The organism is Zhongshania sp., from assembly GCF_041623545.1.
Classification (GTDB): Bacteria; Pseudomonadota; Gammaproteobacteria; order Pseudomonadales; family Spongiibacteraceae; genus Spongiibacter.
This window is the reverse complement of record NZ_JBFJWS010000380.1, coordinates 1-2692: the sequence shown is the minus strand read 5'-3', so window position 1 is coordinate 2692 and position 2692 is coordinate 1. Positions and strand designations below refer to the sequence as shown.

Sequence of the window (2692 nt, the reverse complement as noted above, 5' to 3'; positions counted from 1 at the left end):
CCCGTCGACACATATAGAGCCCTTGGTCGCGATATAGCGCCCCAGTTCGGCTGGCGCCTCGATTCGCAGCCGCACCGAGCGCGCATCTTGTTCACAGCTTACTATCCGCCCAATGCCATCAACGTGACCACTGACAATATGGCCGTCAAAACGGCTACTCGCCAACATGGCGCGCTCTAAATTTACTACTTGCCCTACTTTCGCCTGCGCGAAACTACTGTGCGCGAGCGTTTCTCTGGATACATCAGCCCAGTAGCCATCAGTCAGCAATTCTACCACCGTCAAGCACACGCCATTGGTGGCAATGCTGTCGCCAAGCTTGACCTCGCGCATAGGCAGTTCCGCACTCTGCACCCGCAGGCGCAAATCGCCACTGCGCAGCTCGGTTGCGGCGATTTTACCACAGGCTTCAATAATGCCAGTAAACACCTAAGCCTCCCCCAGCAGTGCCGGCAGGCGGCAGTGAATGCGCCAGTCTTTACCCACCGCGCGTATATCAACGATCTCCAATGCTTGCTGACCAGCCATTTTACTCATTGGCCAGTCAACTAAGGGCCTAGCACTACTGCCCATTAAACTCGGCGCCATGTAAATAAACCACTCGTCGACTAAACCTGAACGCAATGCCGACCCCGCCAAGGTTGCACCCGCCTCAACAAGCACATCATTGCAGCCTCGATCAGCTAAGTAGCGCATCAATGCCGACAAGGACACCCGACCATGACCGTCGTCAGCAAGGCAAAGCATGGTGGCCCCAGCCGCGATTAACGGACCATAGCGCTCGGCGTCTTTTACCACTGTTGCAATAATGACTTCGCCACCCTCTTTAAAGAGTTTGGCGGCAACGGGTGTACGCAAGGCTGAATCAAGAATCACCCGTATGGGCTGGCGCCAGTATTGTTTTTGCAATTCAGGCGCAAACGTTTCGGGACGCACGGTAAACAGGGCGTCATCGTACAAAACCGTATCGACACCACTAACAATCGCGCAACTCTGGGCGCGTAAACGCTGCACATCTTGCCGCGCCGCAGCGCCAGTGATCCACTGACTTTCACCCGACGCCATCGCGGTGCGGCCGTCTAAGCTACTCGCCGACTTCAACCGCAACCACGGCAGACCGCCTTTTATCCGGCGCATAAAACCTTTGTTCAACTCTGCAGCTTGCTCGGCCATTACGCCAACATCAACCTGTATGCCGGCTTCACGTAAACGCGCAATACCCTGCCCCGCCACCAGCGGGTTGGGGTCTTCAATTGCCACCACCACACGAGCGACATTGGCGTCAATTAGCCGATCTGCACAGGGTGGCGTGCGCCCCAAGTGACTACAGGGCTCTAAGGTCACGTACACTGTGCAATCTTCAGCGCTTTCTATTTGCGCCAAGGCGTTCACTTCAGCATGGCCATCACCTGCGCGAATATGCCAGCCTTGCGCAATCACTTTGTCATTATGACTGATAACGCAACCCACGCGTGGGTTTGGACTGGTGGTATAGCGGCCGCGCTCCGCCAATTGCAGAGCCAGCGCCATCATCTCGCGATCAATATCTGAGAAGCTCATTACTAATCCGCTTTCCCGGCCCGAGGTTCCGCTGACAAACGATCTATCTCGGCGCGAAACTCATCCAGATCTTGAAAGCTGCGATAAACGGACGCAAACCGCACATAAGCGACATGGTCTAAGGCTTTTAAGGCTTCCATTACTTGCTCACCCACGTCGCGACTACCAATCTCGCGCTCGCCAGTAGCCTGAATACGACGCTTAATACCGCTAATTTCGGCCTCAATATGCTCAACACTGACTGGACGTTTTTCTAGGGCTTTTAATACCCCGGAGCGCATTTTGGCTTCATCAAAAGGCTCACGCGAACCATCGCTTTTGATGATCTTAGGCATCAAAAGCTCTGCACTTTCGTAGGTCGTAAAGCGCTCTGAACAGGACAAGCACTCCCGGCGCCGACGAACCTGCCCACCCTCGGCAACCAGCCGAGAATCGATTACCTTGGTGTCGTCAAAATTGCAGAACGGGCAGCGCATGGTTTTGCCTCAGGGGCGTTGAATATTGCCGAAGTTTAGCACAGTGTGGGAGGCGCTTGACGGGAGACGGGAGACGCTAAGAAAACGGCGCGATGCGCCGCTACTGTTTTACGTCCCTCGCCTCCCGGCCAGCATTAAGCGTATACGGGATAGCGCTTACAGATTTCCAGCACCTTAACTTTCACTTCTTCGATTTTGGCTGTCGCATCACCAGCTTCCAATGCCTCAAGTACGTCGCACATCCAGTTCGCCAGCTCGACACACTCGGCTTCTTTAAAACCGCGAGTGGTCACTGCAGGTGTACCAACACGCAGGCCGCTAGTGATAAACGGTGAGCGGGGATCGTTAGGTACGGCATTTTTGTTTACGGTGATGTTTGCCGCGCCCAGTGCCGCGTCGGCATCTTTACCGGTGTAGGATTTGCCAATGAGGTCAACCAACATCAGGTGGTTTTCAGTACCGCCAGACACGATATTAATGCCGCGACCAATAAAGGTTTTGGCCATTGCCTTAGCATTAGTCACAACCTGCTTCTGGTAAGTAACGTACTCAGGAGTCATCGCTTCTTTAAAACTAACGGCCTTCGCAGCAATAACATGCATTAAAGGGCCACCCTGACCACCGGGGAATACTGCGGAGTTGAGCTTTTTCTCGAT

The 2692-nt window shown here is 54.2% G+C and carries 3 protein-coding genes and 1 pseudogene; all 4 read right to left on the bottom strand.

The annotated features are described in order from the left end of the window. Positions 1-429, bottom strand: a 429-nt coding sequence (locus ABYT30_RS18180) for a riboflavin synthase (RefSeq protein ID WP_373097913.1), incomplete at its 3' end; no start/stop codon positions are given. Further along, positions 430-1560: a bifunctional diaminohydroxyphosphoribosylaminopyrimidine deaminase/5-amino-6-(5-phosphoribosylamino)uracil reductase RibD gene (gene ribD, locus ABYT30_RS18175; protein WP_373097911.1), complete on the bottom strand. Its 1131-nt coding sequence runs from the start codon at positions 1558-1560 to the stop codon at positions 430-432. Positions 1561-1562: 2 nt separating this feature from the next. After that, positions 1563-2036 carry a transcriptional regulator NrdR gene (gene nrdR / locus ABYT30_RS18170; protein ID WP_184461293.1) on the bottom strand — a complete coding sequence of 158 codons (474 nt, stop codon included), beginning with the start codon at positions 2034-2036 and terminating at the stop codon, positions 1563-1565. 134 nt (positions 2037-2170) lie between these two features. After that, positions 2171-2692: pseudogene (gene glyA, locus ABYT30_RS18165) on the bottom strand (serine hydroxymethyltransferase); the annotation flags it as partial.

What these genes read in the sequence shown, in the direction of transcription:
- nrdR (WP_184461293.1), bottom strand. Translation starts at nt 2,036, where the DNA reads ATGCGCTGCCCGTTCTGCAATTTTGACGACACCAAGGTAATCGATTCT.
- ribD (WP_373097911.1), bottom strand. Translation starts at nt 1,560, where the DNA reads ATGAGCTTCTCAGATATTGATCGCGAGATGATGGCGCTGGCTCTGCAA.